A 19,740-nucleotide genomic window follows, 5' to 3' on the forward strand; every position below is an offset into this window, starting at 1 on the left:
CAAGAAATCAACTTATTGTGAAAATAAAGAACGGAAGAAATTTCAGAAAAACGGCTTTTTGTGAAATTACTCAAGCAAAATTACCTTGGAAATTTCAAGTTTAGGACAATAAGCGGGAATCCTCGGCAATTCAATTACTGAGATGAAAGCGCAGGAGTGTGCATATCTGCACAATGCAAATAGTATAATAATTCTCATCCTTTGATAGTAATGCCGTAACCGGCATACAATAAAATCGAAAATATGTTCGAATAATAATTGCGTATTACACTTCAATATGATATACTATATGTATGAAAGGAAATCTGATACATTATAGAACTTGCGTGTGTAATATTAACTACCATATGGTATGGTCGGTGAAATACAGACGGAAGATATTAACCCCAGAAGTTGAGAAATACTTACAGGAACTCGTGCAGCAGATAGCTGACGATAAAGGTTTTACCGTTCATTTATTTGAATGTGGTGAAGGTGATCATGTTCACTGTTTTGTATCAGCTCCACCAAAGCTGTCAATAACAGCCATTATCAAGTATCTGAAGGGGATCACAGGCAGGAAATTATTCGAACGTTTTCCGGAAATAAGAAACCAGTTGTGGAAGGGAGAACTGTGGAACCATTCCTATTATGTGGAAACGATCGGATCCGTATCTGAGGAAAATATTCGTCGTTATATTGAACATCAGAGCGAGTCGTATTAATTCAATGTGAATTGTAAATATTCATATGCGTGGCTGTTTGAAGGGGGAAGGGGAATGCTGTTGTCGCACAGAACATCGGTTAATATCCGGCCGGAATATTCTAATATGATAGGGCATATGTGTTACGCTGCTTCCAAGCTCTGGAATGTCTGCAACTATGAACGTCGTCGATATAAAGAATTGGGGCTGGAGAAGTATCCTGACTGGTATTATCAGAAGAAAGCGCATAAAGGAGATCTGTGGTATAGACAGCTTCCATCCCAGACAGCGCAGGAGACCTGCAAGCAGCTGGATAAAGCCTGGAAATCATTTTATGCTCTTAAAAAGACCGGCGGGATCAAAGCGCCAAATCCTCCGCAATTTAAACAGGACAATATACCGATCACTTACATGCAGATGGGAATTCGGCATGAGAAGGGTTCCGGCCAATTACGGCTGTCTCTGTCAAAGGATCTGAAAAGCTACATGGAAGAAACTTACGGGATTCATGAAAAATTTCTATATCTTGAAAATAAGATTTTCAGGAACATGGCTCACATAAAGCAGCTGCGGATCTATCCACCGGAAGATGGAAAATGTGACCTTATCGTTATCTATGAGGTCAAAGAACCAGAACCGCTTTCCCTGAATGGCCATTATTTATCAATGGATCTTGGAATTCATAATCTGATGACCTGTTATGATTCCGGAAATGGAAGGAGTTTTATTCTAGGAAGAAAATATCTTTCGCTGGAAAGATACTTTCACAAAGAAATCAGCAGGGTTCAATCAATATGGTATGCACAGCAGGTGGAAAACGGCATAAAATATCCTCGATCATCGAAACATATCAAGAGGCTTTATCGGAAAAAACAGAACGCAGTAAAGGATTACCTTCATAAGGTGACCAGATGGCTTGCAGAATACTGTAAAAAAGAAAGGATAAGCTGTGTAATCATAGGAGATATCCGAAATATCCGTAAAGGAAAAGATATAGGGCACAAGACAAACCAGAAGTTTCACGGACTGCCGTATAATAAACTTTATATCATGTTGGAATATAAACTAAAACTGTATGGAATATCACTGACAAAACGGGAAGAAAGCTATACCAGCCAGTGCAGCCCGTTTTCACCAGAAATATCAAAAAGATATGCAGAAGCATCAAACAGAAAAGAGCGGGGCATGTATATAACGGATGGAGTAAGATATAATGCGGATGCAGTAGGAGCATTTAATATCCTGCGTAAATATCTTTCCGTATCCGGAAAACAGAAAGAACTGTCCGTAACCGGACTAAAGAATCCAGAAATAATAAAAGTAGCTGTATAGCCGAAAGGTAAGCAGTAGTGGTGTCATGGACGCACCCTGAAAAAAGGCGGTATCCCGCCAGATTTCAGATGCTCTGGTAACTTAGTTACCGAGTAGTTCACAATTTTATATTTTGATTTTGCCTTGACCCGGACGGATTGCCGCTGGAGCTGCACGAATAATTATGGGAGAGAAAAGAGCATATAAAGTCAGAAAGCCCGGTGGAGACCGGAAGAAGCTGAAGCAGGAGCAGGAAGGTCTGAAAGTTGGGATACGGCTTATGGTGGAAGTGTATAGTTTATGACGGAAATAAAATGAACTCCTGGAGTGCAAAAAAAGCCCTCGCTGTGTGTGATACACAGTGGGGGCGTTGGTCAGATTCTTTGCATGGTATTTCATTCTTTAAGAAACGCTGCATGGTAAAGAAAAAGTGATTCAAAGTTAATGGGGGCAGAACCCATTAACACCAAGAATGAGGCAGCTAAGCCATATTTTATACAAATCCTCGCCTTCGGTAAGCTTTAACCCCGTAATTTCAATGATTTTTTGGATTCTGTAATTCATAGTGTTCCTGTGAATGTGAAGATGATTTGCTGCAGTTATTACATTGCGGAAGAAGAGGTAGGTTTGTAATGTATCTAAATAATCGGTTCCGAATTCTTGATCATAGGCCTGTAATCTGAGTATTTCTGGAAGGCAGAAATAGTTCGGCTGACTATATTTTTTCAAAGTGGAAACCAGGTAAGGCATATTGTATTCCTGAAATCGATAGATATTCTGCCTTGGATTCTGTTTCATTCCAATTCGTAGAATCTCTAAGGATTGTTCTACAGATGCACTAAATTCAATGATATTTGAAAAATGGTGACTGCAACCAGCGGCCAGATGATAAGTTTGAAAGAAGTTATCCAAGTTATTGGCAACTGATTCCAGATCTTTGGTTTCAAGAAGCAGATATAAGATATTGCCGATACAGACTGCTTTATAGGTTGGATAAATCATACCAAGATGATTTTTGTAAGCAGTGATGGAACGTTCTTGATTGTCCGATTGGTACGCATCCCGGAAGCCAATAGCCATGGTATAGAAGTGTTCTCCCGGAATCCAGCCAAATCCTTTTGCCCGTAAATTAAATTCTTCCTGATTGCGGATGCGTCCGGAAATAAGTTCAAATAGAAGATTTTCACGATAACTGAGTGCAAAGCCTATTTTATTTCGCTCTAATTCTAACGATAGGACGTTTGCCAAAATATCTAGTATTTGACAATCGCCGTCTTCAAAGGGACGTTTCTGTGGAATCACTACGATCCAGCCAAAATATCGGTGTTCAATAACAATTTTTACAATCAGACGTTCTTTTTTCTTCTGGTAATTAGAATGTTCAATAAAGGCATGTTCGGTTTGTTCGATATTGGGGAGAAGTGTTTTATAGTCATATTTTTCGAATAGATCGGAGGTTACAAAATTGTGTTTGATGATGCATTGAATTAGTTCGTCATCAACTTTCTTTAGTTCGTTCAGATCAGACCAGTGAAGAACACGGGTGGATGTATCCGATAAAAATAAGGGGTTTTCGAGAAGTTCTGCACCTGTAGATAGGATGGTATTCACATCTTTACGGTTTATCAGGCATTGGCTGAGTTTGTAATGAGCTTCTTCGATTCGTCGCTCTACTTTTAGTATATGCTGCAGCTGGAATGTAAGCTCAGTTTGAATGGTAGGTTCAGCCAGCATAACATAGTTTTCGATCCAATCAGGGATTTCTGTGTCATCTGTGCCGTTCGGCAAAATGATCCAAAGTATATTTTGGTTGTCTTTGGGGATTTGAAGGCAATCATCAGAATGAATAATATATGCGGTAGCTTCTGTAAATGTTTCTCTTACAGGGAGGTTGTTTTGAACGTGAAAAATTGGGGAATCCGGGTAGCGGATGCTTTCTTTTTTTAAAGCGTGATAAGCAGAAAGCTTTTGCATGAATGATAGGAATGATAGCATAAGGGACTCCTTTCTACTTGTGCATTCTGCACAAGATGTTTTTTTGATATTGTATCAGATATACGAAGTAATCAGTTTATATTTTTTTTATAATCTGTTCATCAAAATAATTATTCTTAATCCTCATTTTATTACATTATTTTGATTTTGGCTACGGATATTTATATTCAACATTGATTGAAAAATCAGGAAGGAGTTGGAAGTATGGAAGAATTCTATTTGGTTAATGGTAAAATTCTGGATGTAAGAACAGGAAAATTTATCAAGGCAGATTTAAAAATTACTGGTAAGCAAATTGCATCAGTTCAGGAAAAGGCGCCGACTGAAGCAAAGAAGGTGGACTGCAGTGGAAAATATCTGATTCCAGGTATTATGGACGCTCATGTGCATCTTGTATGGGAAGGAACAGCCAAGGACCCCATGTATGAGACTGTACGGGATGGAAACTATTTAAATTTTGCCAAAGGTGTTTCTTCGGCGGAAAAATCCTTAAAGAACGGGGTAACGACTGTACGCGATTTGGGCTGTAATGATGATTGCTCGATTCCTCTGGCAAGAGCTGTGAATATTGGACTGATTAAAGGAAGTCATATTGTTCCGGCGGGAAGTGCAATTCAAGGTTCCTATGGACATTGTCCGATGATTGGCTATATTGCGAATACAAAGGAGCAGTTGATTGATAAAATTAAACGTTTGAAAGGTTATAATATCGAGATGAGCATTCCACCACTTCATTGGATTAAGATCATGGCGAGTGGAGGCGCAGCTGGATTGGAAGATGTAGGTCCATGTATGTATTCACCGGATGAGTTGAAGGCGATTACATATGAAGCACACCGTCTAAATATGAAGGTCGCAGCACATGCGCTTTCACGAGATGCTATTTCAAAATGTATTGATGCCGGAATTGATACAATTGAGCACGGAGGTGCATTAGATGAAGAACTTCTTCATAAGATGAAAGAAAATGGGCAGGTGTGGGTTCCGACTCTGCAGGTATATAAAGAACTGGCTCGAGGAAAAGGAATGATCGCAGATGTTATCGTAGAGAAGGCATCAGCTGTTGAGGAAAATCAAAAAAAGGCTTTTTCAGCAGCCATGAAAATCGGTACGAAGATTGTTGCGGGAAGTGATGCAGGTTCTCCGAATTTCGGCCCGCACCCATCCATATTTAAAGAATTAGTTGCAATGCAGGAAAATGGAATGTCAGCTGCTCAGGTGATTCGCTGTGCAACTTTGGCTGCAGCGGAGGAACTAGGGGTGAAAGACAGAGGTGTTTTAGAAGAAGGAAAAATTGCAGACATTGTAGTTCTGGATGCCAATCCATTGGTAGATTTACATGCGTTTACAGAACATTTATCGGCGGTATATAAAGAAGGTCTTTTAGTATAGAATATGGAAAATGATATTGACATTAAAGGAGGATACATTATGCATGAATTAATTGCTCAGCCTAAAATGCTTCTGGTTGTTATTGTTTATTTACTTGCTCTGGTTGGAACGGGAGCTTATTTCGCAAAGAAAGCAGCTGTAAAAAAAGAAGGAAAAGAAGATTTTTTCTTAGCAGGAAGAGGCCTTGGAAAGATTGTAGCAGTTGGTACGATTTTGGCTACATATACAGGTGGTGGTACAGTAACCGGTGGTGGAAATAGCCTAGCTTTTAATTATGGATTGTGGAGTGGTTTGTTTTTTACGATTTGTCCGGTTATCAGTATGAGTGTTTTATGTTATCTGACCCCTAAAATCCGGGAAAGCAACTGCTACACGGTATCACAGCTTCTTGAAACGAAATATGGTTCTAAAGCTAGAACAATATCAGCGGTTATCATAGCACTTGCGATGGTTTCTATCGTTTCTTATCAGTATCGAGGTCTTGGATTTATTTTAAACGCTACAACTGGTATTCCAACTACTTATTGTACAATAATCTGTTGTGCACTTGTTATTGTACTAGCCCTTTCTGGTGGATTGAAGACAGTTGCTACGACAGATGCAATGTCCGCATTTTTGATGGTAGGTGGCCTTGCAATTGGCTTGCCTGTTTTAATTAGTACAGTAGGTGGCTGGGATTGGGTTATTTCTTCTGCACAGGCCAACGATCCGGAAAGCCTTACGTTCTTCGGCGGTCAGACGCTTCTTAAATGGGTTGGCGGATATCTTCCGCTGATTCTTCTGACTTGTTCCGATCAGAACTATTATCAGAGAATTGTTGCAGCGAAGGATGTAAAAACAGCTCGTGTTGGTCTGATGGGCACTATGCTTGCTTGTTTTGTTATTATGCCGGTTGTTGCATGCTATGCATTCATTTCACGTCAGTATTTTGGAACCAGTATTGCAGCAGGACAGGCATTGATCGGTGCGGCAACACTTCTTCCTACGATTGTGGGCGGCATCGTACTTTCCGCAGCAGCAGCATTTACCATTACAACAGGTGATTCATATCTGTTATCTGCAGCAGCTAACTTCTGCATCGATTTATATAGTAAAATCAATCCGAATGCAACAGAGAAAGAAGAGCTTAAAGTCAGCCGTGCGTTCATTTTGATTGCAGGTGTTGTCGCTTATATTATTCTGACTTTCTTCCCATCGATTCTTGCAATTCAGTATTGGTCCTATACTATTTATGGAGCAGGAATTACACCGGCAGTTGTTGGAGCACTTGTATGGAAAAAAGCTACAAAAGCGGGAGGCATTTCATCTATGATTATTGGATGTGGATTAAGTATTATCTGGGAGGCAACCGGTTCTCCATTTGGATTACAGACAATTTTTGTTGCATTCCCGATTGCTTTGATTACATTAGTTGCGGTATCCTTAGCTACACAGCCAAAAAGTGAATGAAGTTAATGGGGTCAGACCCCATTAAGCGTTCAAGATTTCTTGGGAGAAATACTTCAAAGACAACATCAAGGTATAAGAAAAGCAGGTGAGGGGATCTTAAATGGTTTGCTCACCTGCTTCCTTTTTTGCGGATGCAATGACCGAATCCGGCAAATCCATCTTTTGAACGGATGGACAATTTAGGACCATATACCTTGCATCATGGGTTCGGATATGTTACATTTATCATATCAAGCATATATTTTTCTTTGTAAACATTTCAAGTATATCTTACATTCCAATCTAATTATGAATCTGAGAAAATCTTATGCATATCCAATTAAGTAACAATTGAAAAGCAGGAGATTTTCGATGGATTTTGCTCTGACTGTGAGGTGACGGGAGTGTTACAAAGCAGAAGAAATTCTCCTGACAGAAAGGAGAATTTATGAAAAAAGGAACTTACGCAAGAGCAAGGCGGGATCACAAGGACACGTTATTTCGGATGATATTCAGTACGAGGGAAAGTCTGCGGAGTTTGTACAATGCAGTGAACCATTCGAATTATGCAGATCCGGCGGAACTGGAGCGCGTGGCGGTTCATCTGCGCGAGGGAAAGACGCTGACGGAGTCGCGAAAGCTGGCAGCGGCGGAAGTCGGGCAGTAGGAATTAAACTGGGTGCGAAAAAATAAAAAGTTTATCAGCGAAAGCGTAGAAATGAAAATGAGCACCCTGGAAATGAAAGACTCAAAAATCGGCATGTGACTCAAACTTAAAATTTGAATGACTCATTTATGAGCGCATAAAAGCTCATAAATGAGTCATTTTTTGCACTCTGAAAAGAAATGAGACAAGAACGGGTCATTTCTGGAAGATCATCAAAAAAATAAATAAAAATTTTAAGTCGACAAAAACCTTGTATTTACAAGGAGAATCTCGATTTTTTTGGAAAATAAAAAATAAAAATATTAAATAAAATCGAAAAACGTAAAAGTTGGCACGGAACTTGCTGTATATATGAGTATCAAGCAAAAGTATCAAGCAAAAAGAAAAATATATTACATGGAGGGAACACATTATGAAAGTTGGCGTATTGAAAGACATCAAAGTAGGCGAGTACCGTGTCATCGCAACCCCGGCAGAGGTAAGCATGCTGGTAGGTGACGGCAATGAGGTTTACGTTCAGAAGGGCGCGGGCGAAGGTTCTGGATTCTCGGATGAGGCATATGTGAAAGAGGGCGCGAAGCTGGTTGATACAAAGGAAGAAATTTATGCAACCTGCGATTTCGTCGCAAAGGTAAAAGAGTTTGAACCGTGCGAGTACAAACTGCTCCGTGAAAACCAGATCGTATTTACCTGCATCCATCCAGCAGCACATCCGGAAGAGGTACAGGCACTTCTCGACAGCAAGTGTATTGCATTTACCGCAGAAGATTCCCACCGTTACGGTTCACCGAACTGTGAGGCAGCTGGTAAGGCGGGTGCACTCTTTGGCCTGGAATCCCTGCTTTCCATCAACGGCGGCAAGGGCAAATTCGTCAACGGTCTCGGCGGTGCTCCGGGCGTTAAGGCGCTGGTCATTGGAGGCGGCGTGGTAGGACGCGCAGCAATCTCTGTTCTTCATGCGCTGGGCGCGTGGGTAACGGTTATGGATATTAATATCGGAACCCTGCGCGATATCGGAAAACAGTTCAATGAGGAAGTCAACACCCAGATTTCCAACCGTTATAATCTGAAAAAGATTTTACCAGAGATAGATGTCGTATATAATTGTGTTAGATGGCCGAAGGATGCCAAAGAATACATGATCGACCGCGAGATGGTCCGCTCGATGGAGAAAGGTTCCGTTATCGTAGATATTAGCAACGATTATGGTGCAATCGAGACATTCCATGAGACCACCCATGAAAATCCGCGCTACATCGAAGAAGGTGTCGTACATTATTGCGTAAGCAACATTCCGGGTGCAATTTCCCAGTCTACCTCGATCGCATACGCAGCATCCGTACTGCCGCACTTCAGAAGCATCATCAACAATGGTGTGGCGCAGGCGTGTGCAAAGGATGGTTTCCTGCGCCGCAGCTTAACTGCCTACAAGGGATACTTAACCCATGAGGAGACAAGTGCTATCCAGGGCAGACCGTGGGTTCGTCCGGAAGACATCTTAGAGATCGCAGATCAGAAACTGGATCTGGCTCCGTCGGCAACCAAGAGCCATTCGGATAACTTTATCAAATTAGAGAAGTGATTTTTCAGATAAAGGATACCGGCAGAACGCTTTTCGTGAAACGTATGGGGATACGGATGAAAAGCGCTCTGCCATTTGAGGGGAGAATAGAAGCGCTTCCGGATGGGAAATAGCTGGAGGCGCATTTGATACAGAAGAATAGGAGGGGTATCTGTGAGTGTTACAGACATTTTAGTGGACTTTGCGATCGCATCGTTTTTTATCGCGGTTGGTCAGCTTTTACGTGCAAAAGTGCCGTTGGTACAGAAATTTTTCATTCCGCCAAGCATGATTGCCGGATTTATCGCGCTGGCACTCGGGGCGCAGGGACTGGGAATCCTGCCGTTTTCTGAAAATATTGGTTCTTATGCAAGTGTTCTGATTATCCTGATTTTCGCAGGTGTCGGAATTAATGGATTTTCTTTCAATAAGAAAGATTTTAAAGCGGAAATTGACCGGATTGGTTCTTATTTTTCCTATAAAGTGCTGGCACAGGCGATTCAGTTCTCACTGGCACCGTTGTTTAGTATTTTAGTAATTTCGAAATTATTCCCGAACATTAACTATGGCTTCGGTCTGCTGCTGGCAGCTGGTTTCTCCGGCGGACACGGAACGGCAGCGGCTGTTGGTACCGCGTTTGAGAGACTGGGTGATCTGGATGCAATGGATATCGCGATGACCTGTGCAACTGTTGGTATTTTATCGGGTATCTTTGGCGGTCTGTTCTTCATCAAGCTGGGAACGAAAAAGGGCTGGACCAAATATATGAAAGGCTTCAATCAGATCTCCGATGATCTGCGCTGTGGTCTGGTGCCCAAAAATGAGCGCAAGTCGATGGGCGAGGAAACTATTTCATCCAACGTCCTGGATCCGCTGGCATGGCATCTGGCAGTGATGCTGATCGCATCCGGTATCGGTGTGGGACTCAGTAAGGGAATCTATGCAGCGATCGGTCTGGATCTGCCGAATTACCTGATGGCATTTTTGACCGCGATCGTGATGTTCCTCGTTTTCCGAAAAGTCGGCGTCGGTGATTATATTGATGAAAATGTAGTGGGACGTATCTCCGGTACTGCGACGGATTATCTGGTGTTTTTCGGAATCGCTTCCATCAAACTGGCAGTTATCGTTAAATATGCAGCTCCGCTGGCACTTCTTCTGCTCTGCGGTATTGTAATCGTAGTGGCAACTCTGATGTTCTTTGGTCCGGCGATGAACCGCGGCAGCTGGTTTGAGCGCGCGATCTTCGTATTTGGCTATTCAACGGGCGTTTTTGCGATCGGCTTCATCCTTCTTCGAATCGTTGATCCGGAAAACCGCTCCAAGACGCTGAACGATACTGCATTTGCAGCGCCGTTTACAACTCCGGCAGAGATGTTTGCGTGGTCGATGGGACCGATGATGCTCTTAAATGGCAGCCATTGGAAGTTTATCGGCATCTATTTGGTAATCATGGCAGCATGCATCATCGCAAATATCGTATTTAAATGGTGGTGGCTGAAACTTCCGTTGGATCGCCCAGGTGTGGAGGAGATCGGATAAACTTGTCTTTGCCTGTTTCCTCTGATACACTTGGAACAGGTGTAAACATAACACCGTTGTCAGGCCGGATGAACGCAGATTCAAGTCGAACGTCCGTGAGACTTGGCGCGTGATTCCGGTCAGCGGTGTTTCAGACAGGGGAGAAATGCATGGAGTTTTTAAGACAGTTATTTCATGGAAAAGGATATATTGACGGAATCACGATCATCAACCTGGATGGCGAGATTCTGTTTTCAGCAAAGTTAAATAGTAAATTTTCAAACCGGAAAGAGAGAGAAGCTTACCAGGCGCTGGTGGGACAAAATTTTTTCGATGTATTTGAAAACCTGAACGCTAAGAACAGCAGCATGATCCGGGCGATGGAGGTCGGACTGCCGGTTTACGTGGAAAATCAACTGCTTCAGACCAAGGGGCAGGAGGGCATCCATATCAGCTCTCTTTCGATTCCGATCAAGAGCGGGCGCGCCGTGGTGGGTGCGATCGATCTGTCGATGGAGGAGATGACAGACGGCGAGGAAGAGCCGGAGAGTGTGGAACTGACTTCGGAACAGATCCCGGTCGGCGGCGCTGGAAAGCTGAAAAAACACAGCGGCGCATCTTTTACGATGGAAGATATCATCGCAGTGGATGAAAAAATGAAAAATGCCAGAGACTATATACCGGTGGTGGCGGCGTGCGATCTGCCGGTTATGATCTATGGGGAAACGGGAACCGGAAAAGAGGTGTTTGCACAGTCGATCCACAATGCCAGTGAACGGAGGGATAAACCGTTTATCGCGCAGAACTGTGCGGCGTTGCCGGATACCTTGCTCGAAAGTATCTTATTTGGAACGTCCAAGGGCGCGTTTACCGGGGCAATGGAAAATAAGGGACTCTTTGAGCTGGCGGACGGCGGAACACTGTTTCTCGACGAGATCAATTCGATGCCTCTGTTTTTGCAGTCAAAGCTTCTGCGGGTTCTGCAGGACGGCAGTTTCCGCAGCCTGGGCGGCAGTGAGACGAAACGCACGAATGTGAAGATCATTGCGGCGACCAATGTGGAACCACTTGAGGCGATCGAGAAAGGACAGCTTCGGCGCGATATTTATTATCGTCTGAGCATGATGTCGATCCGGATTCCGCCGCTGCGGGAACGGAAGGCGGATATTGGACATTTTGTCAAGTTTTATGTAAACAAACACAATGGCACGTTCCACAAGCAGGTTCAGTATGTGTCAAAGGATCTGCTAAAAAAACTGGAAGAATATGACTGGCCGGGCAATGTCCGGGAGCTGGAACACGTGATCGTTTACGGCATGAGCATGGTGGACGAGACGAGCGCCCTGCTCCAGTATAAAGACATCAAGGGAAAGCTTCTGCTGGAAAAGCAGGCGGACAGGAAAAAGACGCCGGAAAGCCTGGAAGAAGTTCCAAAACTCTGCTCGTCGCTTCGTGAGGCGGTGGCTGCCTATGAGGAAAAACTGATTTGGCAGGCGTTGGAGGCGGCGCACGGAAATATATCTGAGGCAGCGCGGATTCTGGATGTGCCGAGGCAGACGCTGCAGAGAAAGGCGAGCCAGCTGCGGGGCGAAAAGGCGAAGGAAAAACAGGAAAAAGAAATCTGAGCGATGGAGGATAGATACGGAAAATTGAGGACGATGCGGGAAGCAGAACCAGCAGAATCAGCCCGGAAAGGATGGAACGCTCAGACAGAATAACAGGAGGAAATGCAGAAATGGAGAAATACATTGGAAAATATTCTGTAAAAGATTTTTTATATCTGATTCTGGGCGCATTTATCTACAGTATCGGCACGCACAGCTTTATTGAGACGGCGAATATTGCGCCGGGCGGTGCGGTCGGCGTGGCACTGATGTTAAACCATGTGACGAACCTGCCGGTCGGACGGCTGACACTGATGGTCAATGTGCCGCTTTTAATATTGGCGTGGTTTCATTTGAGCCGTGCCTTTGCGCTGCGGACGGCGTTTGCGTGCGGAATCTGTTCGGTGGTGCTTGACTACGTGATCGCCCCGGTCTTTCCGGTTTATATGGGCGACCAGCTTATGGGAAGTCTCTACGGCGGCATTCTGGTCGGCGTCGGCATGGCGTTCATCTTTCTGTCCGGTTCGACGACGGGCGGCAGCGATGTGGTCGGCTACCTGCTCCAGAAGAAATATCCGCATGTCTCGATCGGGCGCGCCCTGATGATGATCGATGGAATCATCCTCTCCACCTCGATCTTCGTCTTTGGAAATGTCGATGCGGCACTGTTCGGACTGATTTCCCTGTACGCGCAGACGAAGGTCATCGACATGATCATCTACGGAAATGATGCCGGAAGCGAGGCGTCGATCGTGACGAAATACCCGCAGAAAATCGCAGAACGTGTCATTAAGGAAATTGACCGTACGGTAACGCTGCTTCCGGGCAAGGGCGGCTACAGCGGCGAGGACACAACGGTGGTTTTATGTACCGTCCGCAAAACGGAGTTCAATCGTTTAAAACGCATTATTGCGGAGACGGATGAGAATGCGTTTGTGATTGTGAAGGAAACCTCGGGCATTTTTGGACTTGGGTTTAAGGATGTAGCGGAGGCACAGCAGTAAATAAATATACAAATGAAAGAAAAGGTATGAGCAGGAAAATGGCTCATACCTTTTTTTCGGATGTAGAAGATGTAGTTTGCATTTTTAAGAGTTCGTTGATTTGATTTTCCACAAATTTCTTATAGTCATCATCTAATTGATTGTATTTATCCGTAATGAGGGAAAGAACATTTGCATTTCCGTTTAAGCGGCTTAGATCATCGTCGGTATCATCCAGAAGCCAGTTTTTATCGACATGGTACATCAGGGAAACACAGTTGATGAAGATCTGGGTCGGCTTTACAATTCCGCGTTCAATATTAGCGAGATTTCCTCTTGAAATACCAATCGATTCGGCAAATTCAGCTTGTGTCATTTTGTTTGTTTTACGAATCAGTTTTAGTTTGTCTGTGAATTTCACGATGTTATACCTCCGCAAGATTATAGTATCAAATAAGAATGTTTGTGTCAATGCAAAAAGTAATCATACAAACATTAATCAAGTTATAAAGCATTGACATAAGCTATTTTCAATGCTAATATGTAATTAAACAAGCAAAAACACAAAAGAAAATGTAACCAGATAAGCAAGGGGGAGCACGGTTGTATCAAAGCAATGAAGGCAGAGTAAAGACTGCAGATGAGATAGAAATGCTGGTAAAGCAGTTAACCCCGGCCAACCGGCTGAGAATCTTAAGTTCCATGGATGCGCTGTTATACAGCCAGCAGGTGCAGCGGGAAAAAACTCTGAAAAAGAATGCATAAGGAGGGCAATTTATGAGACGGAAAAAATATATTTGGGCGGTAGCGGGAGCATTATCACTGATGCAGTGTATTTCTGCGTATGCGGGAACCTGGACACAGGAGACCTTGGGAGAGACCAAAAGATGGATCTATACGAATGATGATGGAAGTACGGCAGATTACGAGTGGGTGAAAGATAATGGAGATTGGTATTACTGCGGGCGCTGGGGTGTCATGGAGACAAATACATCCGTAGACGGATATTATATAGGTGCAGATGGCAAGATGATTTCAGAGGGCGACACGCTGAACCCATTATACGGAGAACGGGTTTGCGGAACCTGCTATATGAAGGTCAACAGCGCGGAGGACTGTGGCTCGTATTATAAAGCGAATGTGACGCTGTCTGACAGTTCCTATTATACGAATGATGAATTAAATCAGGTGGGAGATGTAGGAAGTAAAATATGGATTGAAGCCAGAGGAGATTATGGAAAGATTTCATGTGTAGATATAAGTACCTCTGGAGATATGGGAATCGAAGTGAAATATGGAAATGATACATATTATTTCACAAAGGAAGATGCTGTATACACACCTTATAAAGGGGAAGAGGAGACGCTGACGCGGAAAATAAAAGATACGGAAGTTCTGATCCCGAAAAATGTTGAGATTATTCCTGCAAATGGATTTGAAGTATATAAAGCGACGCTTGATACCTTTGTAAATGAAAAAATGGCACGTCTTGTACCAGTATTTGACGGAAATACGGTTTGTGCCCTTTATGACGATATTATCAACCATGCAGACTAAATGAGGAGTATAGAAATATGAATCAGGAAATGGCTGGAAATTTGCAGGATCTGAGAGATATTCGGCGGCAGATGGACTCTTACTATGGAATTGGACAGGAATATTTCCGGCAAAAGCAGTTATATCAGAGATATGAAAAATCGAAAGAGAAATGGGCACCGAAAAATAAGTTAAAATATATTCTTATAAGTATTATTGCGGGATGCTTTTTTGGAGCGATTGGACGACCAATTGGTATCGCAGTTGCGATTGGGCTCTTTTTCTTCTATGGTCCAATCTCTAATTCAAAGAAGAAATTATGCGACCAGAAACAGGAGGAATTAAATGCAATCCTGGAACGGTATCGGGAGGCGTATGGACCGGTGGCAGAAAAATGTGAACGCCTGCTTCTGAACAAAGACGAATATAACACGCCTATGTCGGTGGACTATCTGATTCATATGATAGAAACCGGGCGGGTTGATTCGATGAAAGAACTCTATGACAAGCTGGATGAACAGCTTCATCGCTGGACGATGGAGAAGTTGCAAAAAGATCAGCTGGATGTACAGATAGAGCAGAGCAGACAGCTCAGAGAAATTTCAAAGTGGCAGAAAGTTCATGTGGCAGTGGATGCCGCTCACTTTATAAGTAGTTTTAGATAACAGATTAGGTAGAAAAGGGAAAATCAGAAATGGATATAATTGGTTATATAAAAGAATACTTTTCCAGAGCATCCGATTTTGTTGGGGAAGAGTATGGTGAGAGTTATCGCAGGTATTGCCTTATTGAAGTGATTGGTTTCGTTGCATTCATGTTTGCTATGAAGGTGATGTCGGTGGTGCTTCAACCAATAGTACAAATTGGTATTTTTAATATTCCTCTTGCAATTTTACTTTTTGCATTTCCTATTATATGGGTAGAACCACTTGTTGCGGCTACGGTAAGGAGAACATGGACATTAGGGCGTTCAAGATTATGGGTCATTGTTGTAATGATGCCAATTTGGCCTTTGGCAGCATGGCTTTTCCTTGGAGCAGATCCGGAAAAGTAGGTGTAATAAATGAGAGCAAAAAATTTATAAGAACCTGCCGGGATATACAGGCAACAAGGCGAATATAGATAACATAAGAATGCATCAGGAGCGGTGCACTTGAACGAATGGTTTGAAACACACCCGTTTTTAAAACAAATGCGAAGGCGGCTGTCAGTGGAATTGGCAGTCTGCCTTCTTTTATTTTGCGGCGTCTTTCTGGCGGCACGGTATGCGGGGCTGGCATCAGCGGGGGCGGACGCTGTGCTTGGAAAGGAAAAGCCGATTGTTTTTCTGGACGCCGGGCACGGGGATTTTGATCCGGGAAAGGTGAGTGTGGACGGAAGCCTGGAAAAGGACATCAATCTGGCAATCGCGAAGCGCCTTAGATGGTATCTGGAGCAGTCGGATGTGGAGGTTGTGATGAGCCGGGAGGATGACCGGGGACTTTACGATACGTCAGCCGGAAGCCGGAAAATGTCCGACATGAAAAACCGCTGCGCCCGCGTCGAGGAATCTGGCGCGGATCTAGTCGTCAGCATCCACCAGAACAGCTACCATCAGGAGGACGTATCCGGTGCGCAGGTATTTTATTACCGGAAGTCAGAGAAGGGGAAACGGCTGGCGGAAATACTGCAAAAGCGCTTCGACTATGCGCTGGGAGACCAGAACCGCAGAAAAGCCAAACCGAATGACAGCTATTACCTCCTGCTCCACGTCAAATGTCCGATTGTCATCGTCGAGTGCGGATTTTTGTCTAACTGGAAAGAGGCGGCACTGCTGAAAACAGAAGAATACCAGGACCGCGTGGCGTATACGCTGCATATGGGGATTATGGAGTATCTGAATGGGCGCTGAAACCTTGAACTGGCGAGGAATCTTGTGTATACTAGGAGTACTTAGCGAGGTGTTTTCGAGCTTAGTACGGAAGATAGATTTATTCATTGTGAGATAGTAGAAAGAAGAGTCAATATGCAAAACGAAACGAAAAAAGAACTTCACACCCAGATGTGGAAGATAGAAAATCCAAAGGACTTTACGGCGCATGACCGGGAGGTGCTTGAGAAGGCGGCAGCGATCATCCGCGCGGGCGGTCTGGTGGCATTTCCGACGGAAACGGTGTACGGATTGGGGGCGAATGCGCTGGATGAGGCGGCAGCGAAGAAGATTTATGCGGCGAAGGGACGCCCTTCTGACAACCCGCTGATCGCGCATGTGTCCTGTCTGGAGGAGATCGCGCCGCTGGTATCGAATATGCCGGAAAATGGCAAAAAGCTTGCAAGGGCATACTGGCCGGGACCGATGACGATGGTATTTCCTAAGAGCGCGATCGTGCCGTATGGAACGACCGGCGGGCTTGATACGGTGGCGATCCGGATGCCGTCCGATCCGATCGCGGCAGAGTTAATCCGTCTGTCCGGCGTGCCGATCGCGGCTCCGAGTGCAAATACATCGGGACGCCCAAGCCCGACGCGCGCCGATCATGTGCTTCAGGATATGGACGGAAAGATCGATGCGATCATCGACGGCGGTCCGGTTGGAATCGGTCTGGAATCGACGATTGTGGATGTCACGGAGGAAATGCCGATGGTTTTAAGACCGGGTGCGATCACCGTGGAGATGCTGCGTGAAACGGTCGGGGAAGTCGGCATTGATCCGGCGATTTTAGGACCGGTCAGCGCGGATGTGCGCCCGAAAGCACCGGGAATGAAATACCGCCATTATGCACCGAAAGCCGATCTGACACTGGTCGAGGGCGAGACGGAGGCAGTTGTGGAGACGATCAACCGCCTGGCAGGCGAAAAGCTGGCAGAAGGGCGCAAGGTTGGAATTATCTGCACGGACGAGACGAAAGACCGTTACCCGGCGGGGATGCTGGAAAGCATCGGTGCGCGGGCGCATCAGGAGACTGTTGCACACAACCTGTATGCAGTTCTGCGCGATTTCGACGATCGCGGCGCGGAATATATCTTTTCGGAAGGATTTTCGGAAGACAATTTAGGACGGGCGATTATGAACCGGCTCAATAAGGCGGCTGGCTATCATATTTTGAAGGTGTGAGACGATGCGGTACTTATTGGCGGCGATTAATGCCAAATATATACATTCAAATCTGGGAATTTACAGCCTGAGACGGTATGCGATGGAGCGGCTGGGGCTGGGACAGAAGGATGAGCAGGGGGCGGCTGTTGGAATGGAAATGGTTTCGGAGGCAGCAGAAGGCGCGAATCGAACGAAAACCGTGTCGGAAATCCAGATCGATCTCGGCGAGTACACCATCAACCACCAGATGGATCAGATTCTGCAGGATATTTACCGGAGAAAACCGGATGTGGTGGGATTTTCCTGTTATATCTGGAATATCGTTTACGTGAAGGAACTGATCCACGATTTGAAAAAGGTTCTTCCGCAGGTCCGCATCTGGATGGGAGGTCCGGAGGCTTCCTATGACGCGGTTCACCTGATGGATGAGCTGCCGGAGGTCGAGCTGATCATGCAGGGCGAAGGCGAGGAGACCTTTACGCGGTTGGTGGAGGCGTGTGAGTGCGGGACGGAGGTTTGTTTTTCAGAGCTCCCAGGCATTGTCCTACGCCGTTCGGATGGCACCATCGAGGTCCATCGTCCGGCGCCGCTCATGAATCTGGACGACATTCCATTTTCCTACGGAGATTTAAGCGGGCTGGAACACCGCATTATCTACTATGAGAGCAGCCGTGGATGTCCATTTTCCTGTAGTTACTGTCTGTCCTCGATTGATAAAAAAGTGCGGTTCCGCAGCCTTTCGCTGGTGACGAAGGAACTGCAGTTTTTTCTTGACCGGAGGGTGCCGCAGGTAAAGTTCGTAGACCGGACGTTTAACTGCAAAAAGAGCCATTCGATGGCGATCTGGCAGTATTTGCTGGAACACGATAATGGAATTACTAACTTCCATTTTGAAATTTCATCGGATCTTCTGGATGATGACGAGCTGGCGCTGATGAAACAGATGCGTCCGGGGCTGATTCAGCTGGAAATCGGTGTGCAGACGACGAACCTGGTGGTTGTGAAGGAGATCCGGAGGACGATGGATCTAGACAAGGTGGCGCGCCGTGTGGCGCAGGTCAACACCTTTGGCAACATCCATCAGCATCTCGACCTGATTGCGGGGCTTCCGTATGAGGATATCGAGAGCTTTCATCGTTCCTTCAACGATGTATACAAAATGGAGCCGGAACAGCTTCAGCTTGGCTTTCTGAAGGTGCTGAAAGGTTCCTATATGGAAGAAAGGAAGCAGAAATACGGTCTGCTCAGTCAGAGCAAGCCGCCGTATGAGGTGCTTAGAACCAACTGGCTTTCCTATGAAGAGGTGATCCGTCTCAAGGGTGTGGAAGAGATGGTCGAGGTCTATTACAACAGCGGGCAGTTCCGCTGCACGATGAAATGCCTGTCGCAGGAATGGGGCGATGCGTTTGATTTGTATGACCGCCTGGCGGCATTTTATGAGGAAGAGGGACTGAATGGAGTGAGCCATAACCGGCTGGCGCGGTATGAGATTTTATACAGGTTCATTCAGAAATGGAGGAAGCAGGCAGAAATTTTTTCTATCGATGAGACATCCTATCAGGATCTTTTAATGTATGACCTCTACCTCCGCGAAAACGTCAAGAGCCGCCCATCCTTTGCCCCGGATCCGTCGGAGTGGAAGAACGAGACGAAGCAGTTTTTCATGCGCGAGGCGAAGGAACGCCGTTATTTGAAGGGCTACGAGGCATACGATTCCAGGCAGATGGCGAAAATGGCGCATTTAGAGCGGATGGAAGACGGAAGCTTTGTGCTGTTTGATTACAAAAACCGGGATGCTCTGTTTGGCAATGCGGCGGCATTTTCCATTTCCCAGGATGAAATATAGTGAGAAATGGGATTTTCTAGAGAGAGACAGGAAAAAGAAATTGCGTATGGCGGCAGTCTGAACACCTGAGAATGGGAAGAAATGTAAGACAGCCATATTTTAAATTAGATGGATAGTAAACTGTTCAGTAGGTCTGT

General features: G+C 44.9%; 18 protein-coding genes. 16 read left to right on the forward strand and 2 right to left on the reverse strand.

Annotation, left to right across the window (positions count from 1 at the left end):
* Positions 1-293: 293 nt before the first annotated feature.
* A complete protein-coding gene (gene tnpA, locus DW720_RS12185) occupies positions 294-704 on the forward strand; it encodes an IS200/IS605 family transposase (protein WP_107001819.1) in 411 nt (136 codons plus the stop codon).
* Positions 705-809: 105 nt separating this feature from the next.
* Positions 810-2,015, forward strand: a complete 1,206-nt coding sequence (locus DW720_RS12190) for a transposase (RefSeq protein ID WP_279221248.1) — start codon at positions 810-812, stop codon at positions 2,013-2,015.
* A 420-nt stretch (positions 2,016-2,435) separates the two neighbouring features.
* Here the strand turns inward: DW720_RS12190 and DW720_RS12195 are convergent, their stop codons facing one another.
* Entirely contained in the window at positions 2,436-3,989 is a 1,554-nt protein-coding gene (locus DW720_RS12195; RefSeq protein ID WP_118743203.1) for a helix-turn-helix domain-containing protein, read from the reverse strand.
* 204 nt (positions 3,990-4,193) lie between these two features.
* Between DW720_RS12195 and DW720_RS12200 the strand changes: the two genes are divergently transcribed.
* From DW720_RS12200 to DW720_RS12230, 7 genes are all read left to right on the forward strand, one after another.
* Positions 4,194-5,381 carry an amidohydrolase family protein gene (locus DW720_RS12200; protein WP_107001821.1) on the forward strand — a complete coding sequence of 396 codons (1,188 nt, stop codon included), beginning with the start codon at positions 4,194-4,196 and terminating at the stop codon, positions 5,379-5,381.
* A gap of 39 nt (positions 5,382-5,420) precedes the next feature.
* A complete protein-coding gene (locus tag DW720_RS12205) occupies positions 5,421-6,830 on the forward strand; it encodes a sodium:solute symporter family protein (protein WP_182427998.1) in 1,410 nt (469 codons plus the stop codon).
* A 427-nt stretch (positions 6,831-7,257) separates the two neighbouring features.
* Positions 7,258-7,476 (forward strand): hypothetical protein, encoded by a 219-nt coding sequence (locus DW720_RS12210; protein WP_118472521.1) that lies wholly within the window; start codon positions 7,258-7,260, stop codon positions 7,474-7,476.
* 412 nt (positions 7,477-7,888) lie between these two features.
* On the forward strand, positions 7,889-9,058 hold the full coding sequence (locus DW720_RS12215) for an alanine dehydrogenase (protein ID WP_118472522.1): 1,170 nt from the start codon (positions 7,889-7,891) through the stop codon (positions 9,056-9,058).
* 153 nt (positions 9,059-9,211) lie between these two features.
* On the forward strand, positions 9,212-10,579 hold the full coding sequence (locus DW720_RS12220; RefSeq protein ID WP_022358860.1) for a sodium/glutamate symporter: 1,368 nt from the start codon (positions 9,212-9,214) through the stop codon (positions 10,577-10,579).
* Between the two features lie 149 nt (positions 10,580-10,728).
* Positions 10,729-12,183, forward strand: coding sequence for a sigma 54-interacting transcriptional regulator (locus tag DW720_RS12225; protein ID WP_118293786.1), 1,455 nt, complete (start codon positions 10,729-10,731; stop codon positions 12,181-12,183).
* A gap of 110 nt (positions 12,184-12,293) precedes the next feature.
* The gene (locus tag DW720_RS12230) at positions 12,294-13,166 is read left to right on the forward strand and encodes a YitT family protein (RefSeq protein WP_107001826.1); all 873 of its coding nucleotides are present in this window, start codon (positions 12,294-12,296) and stop codon (positions 13,164-13,166) included.
* 43 nt (positions 13,167-13,209) lie between these two features.
* On the opposite strand, the gene DW720_RS12235 is transcribed toward DW720_RS12230, so the two are convergent.
* On the reverse strand, positions 13,210-13,566 hold the full coding sequence (locus DW720_RS12235; RefSeq protein ID WP_118696170.1) for a helix-turn-helix transcriptional regulator: 357 nt from the start codon (positions 13,564-13,566) through the stop codon (positions 13,210-13,212).
* Between the two features lie 182 nt (positions 13,567-13,748).
* Between DW720_RS12235 and DW720_RS15755 the strand changes: the two genes are divergently transcribed.
* The 7 genes from DW720_RS15755 to DW720_RS12265 all read left to right on the forward strand — a co-directional run bounded on the left by DW720_RS15755 (position 13,749) and on the right by DW720_RS12265 (position 19,603).
* Positions 13,749-13,910: a hypothetical protein gene (locus DW720_RS15755; RefSeq protein WP_182427997.1), complete on the forward strand. Its 162-nt coding sequence runs from the start codon at positions 13,749-13,751 to the stop codon at positions 13,908-13,910.
* 12 nt (positions 13,911-13,922) lie between these two features.
* Positions 13,923-14,702 carry a hypothetical protein gene (locus tag DW720_RS12240; RefSeq protein ID WP_118696171.1) on the forward strand — a complete coding sequence of 260 codons (780 nt, stop codon included), beginning with the start codon at positions 13,923-13,925 and terminating at the stop codon, positions 14,700-14,702.
* Positions 14,703-14,719: 17 nt separating this feature from the next.
* Positions 14,720-15,346 (forward strand): hypothetical protein, encoded by a 627-nt coding sequence (locus DW720_RS12245; protein WP_118696172.1) that lies wholly within the window; start codon positions 14,720-14,722, stop codon positions 15,344-15,346.
* A 29-nt stretch (positions 15,347-15,375) separates the two neighbouring features.
* Positions 15,376-15,735 carry a hypothetical protein gene (locus tag DW720_RS12250; RefSeq protein ID WP_118696173.1) on the forward strand — a complete coding sequence of 120 codons (360 nt, stop codon included), beginning with the start codon at positions 15,376-15,378 and terminating at the stop codon, positions 15,733-15,735.
* 99 nt (positions 15,736-15,834) lie between these two features.
* On the forward strand, positions 15,835-16,572 hold the full coding sequence (locus DW720_RS12255) for an N-acetylmuramoyl-L-alanine amidase (protein WP_347560722.1): 738 nt from the start codon (positions 15,835-15,837) through the stop codon (positions 16,570-16,572).
* A gap of 150 nt (positions 16,573-16,722) precedes the next feature.
* Complete coding sequence (locus DW720_RS12260) at positions 16,723-17,775, forward strand: L-threonylcarbamoyladenylate synthase (protein ID WP_182436550.1); 1,053 nt, start codon at positions 16,723-16,725, stop codon at positions 17,773-17,775.
* A gap of 4 nt (positions 17,776-17,779) precedes the next feature.
* On the forward strand, positions 17,780-19,603 hold the full coding sequence (locus DW720_RS12265) for a B12-binding domain-containing radical SAM protein (RefSeq protein ID WP_118743201.1): 1,824 nt from the start codon (positions 17,780-17,782) through the stop codon (positions 19,601-19,603).
* The last annotated feature ends 137 nt before the right edge of the window (positions 19,604-19,740 follow it).

Source organism: Clostridium sp. AM27-28, assembly GCF_003480955.1.
Classification (GTDB): domain Bacteria; phylum Bacillota; class Clostridia; order Lachnospirales; family Lachnospiraceae; genus Otoolea; species Otoolea fessa.